A 2,736-nucleotide genomic window follows, 5' to 3' on the forward strand; every position below is an offset into this window, starting at 1 on the left:
AGGTGAAGCTGCGGGGCTTCCGCATCGAGCTGGGCGAAATCGAGTCCTCGCTCAGCACGCACCCCGACGTCCGCGAGACGGTCGTCATCGTGCGCGAGGACGTGCCCGGAGACCAGCGCCTCGTGGCCTACGTCGTCCCGGCCACGGTGGAGGCCGGAGTCCTGCGCGAGCACCTGCGCGCGCGTCTGCCCGAGTACATGGTGCCCGCCGCCTTCGTCGGCCTGGACGCCCTGCCCCTCACCACCAACGGGAAGGTGGACCGCCGAGAGCTTCCCGCCCCCTCGGCCGCTACGTCCTCGCATGAGGACGACGCGCCCCTGACGCCGCTCCAGGAGCAATTGGCGTCCCTCTTCCGTGAAGTGCTGCGCGTGGAGCGCGTGGGCGCGCACGACGACTTCTTCGACCTGGGTGGGCATTCGTTGCTGGCCACGCAGCTCGTCACCCGGGTGGCCGCGCGGTTCGGCGTGGACCTGCCCCTGCGCACGCTGTTCGAGGCGCCCACGCTGACCCAGCTCGCGGAGCGCATTCAGGCGCTGCCGTCGCGCGCCGTCACCCTGCCGCTGCCTGTCGTGCCGAGGGACGGGGACTTGCCGCTGTCGTTCGCGCAGCAGCGCATGTGGTTCCTGGAGCAGTTGGAGCCGGGACAGGCGCTCTACAACATCCCCCTGGCCCTGCGGCTCACCGGGGCCCTGGACGTGGAGGTGCTGCGCCGCACCTTCGCGGAAATCGTTCGCCGGCATGAGCCGCTGCGCACCACCTTCCTGGAGCGTGAGGGCCAGCCGCTCCAGCGCATCCACGCCGCGCCTGCGGAGTGGCCGATCCTTCCCGAAGGAGCCGCGCCTGCTGGATGGCCCCTGCCGATAGAGGTGCTCCCCGAAGGCGCCGCACGAGAGGACACCCTGCGCCGCCGCATGCGCGACGAAGCGGCCCTGCCGTTCGACCTGCGCACCGGCCCGCTCCTGCGCACGCGCTTGCTGCGGTTGGCTGCACAGGAGCACGTGCTGCTGCTGACCCTGCACCACATCGTCTCCGACGGTTGGTCCATGGGTGTGCTCGTGCACGAGGTGGGCAGCCTCTATGCGGCGTTCGCGGAAGGTCGTCCCTCGCCGCTTCCGGCGCTGTCGGTGCAGGCCGCCGACTTCGCCGTGTGGCAGCGCCAGGCGGGGAACTCCGAAGGCGTGCAGGCGCACCTGGAAGCCCTGCGTGACTCCCTGAAGGACCTGCCCGCGTTGACGCTGCCGTCCGAGCACGGCCTGCCCACGACGCGGACCCTGCGGGGCGCAAGCCACGTCTTCACGCTGCCGGCCACGCTGGTGCGTACGCTGGAGCAGGTGGCTCGGGAGCGCGACGCCACGCTCTTCATGGTGCTGCTGGCCGGATACGAAGCGCTGCTGTCGCGCTACTCGGGGCAGGACGACTTCGCGGTGGGCAGTCCCGTGGCCCACCGCACCCGGCCGGAGCTGGAGCCGCTCATCGGCGTGTTCCTCAACACGCTGGTGCTGCGTGCCCGCCTGGATGGCAACCCGCGCTTCACCGAACTGCTGGACCGAGTGCGCGAATCCTCCCTGGCAGCGTATGCCCACCAGGACGTTCCGTTCGAACGGCTCGTGGAAGCGCTGCAAACGACGCGCGGTCCATCCCGCACGCCGCTGTTCCAGGTGATGTTCGCGCTGCACAACGCGCCGGTGCCGCCGCCCGCGCTGCCCGGTGTGCGCGTGGAACTGCTGCCCACCGCGCCGGACACCTCACGCTTCGACGTGAGCCTGTCGATGATGGCGCGTGACGAAGGGTTGGAGGGGACGCTCGAATACAGCCTGGACCTCTTCACGCCGACCACCGCCGCGCGACTGGCGTCGCAGTTCCGCGTGCTGCTGGAGGCCGTGGCGAAGGACGTGACGGTGCCCGTCAGCCGCCTGCCACTCATGGACGCCGAAGAGCGCTCCTGGGTGCTGGTGGACTGGAACGCCGCGGCCACCCTGCCCTTCACGGAGGATGCCCTCCCTGGCCTCTTCGAAGCCCACGTCCGCCGCGCGCCTGATGCCGTGGCCGTGGAGCACGAGGGCAAGTCACTCACCTACGGAGCGCTGGATGCGCGGGCGAACCAACTCGCGCGCCACCTGGTGTCCCTGGGCCTGCGTCCGGAGGGCCGCGTGGGCCTGTGCCTGGAGCGCGGCCTGGACCTGGTGGTGGGCATGTTGGGCGTGCTCAAGGCCGGCGGCTGCTACGTGCCGTTGGACCCGTCCTACCCGCAGCAGCGGCTGACGTTCATGTTCCAGGACGCGGGCCTGTCCGCCGTGGTGACGGAGCGCGCGCTGCTGCCGTCGCTCCTGGAGCAGTCGTGGCCGACGGTGTACCTGGACTCGCTGGAGCGCCACGACGCCACCACCGCGCCCGTCGGGGTGCCGGTGCTGCCGGGGCAGTTGGCCTACGTGCTCTACACGTCGGGCTCCACCGGGACGCCGAAAGGCGCGGGCGTGGAGCACCGCTCCATCGTCCACCTGGTGCGCGAGACGAACTACGTTCGCCTGACGCCGCAAGACTGCATCGCGCAGGTGTCCACGCCGTCCTTCGACGCGGCCACCTTCGAAATCTGGGGGGCGCTGCTCAATGGCGCGCGGCTCGTCATCCTCCCGCGTGACGTCACGCTGTCGCCGCCGCACCTCGCCCGGAAGCTGCGGGAAGTGGGCGCCACCACGGTGCTGCTCACCACCGCCCTCTTCCACGAGATGGCGCGTG

Annotated in this window: 1 protein-coding gene; it reads left to right on the plus strand. The window is 70.9% G+C overall.

Annotation, left to right across the window (positions count from 1 at the left end):
* A partial coding sequence (locus D7Y13_RS40525) for a condensation domain-containing protein (RefSeq protein ID WP_158626199.1) occupies nucleotides 1–2,736 on the plus strand: 2,736 nt, incomplete at both ends.

Origin of the sequence: Corallococcus praedator, from assembly GCF_003612125.1 — a bacterium.
Classification (GTDB): Bacteria; Myxococcota; Myxococcia; order Myxococcales; family Myxococcaceae; genus Corallococcus; species Corallococcus praedator.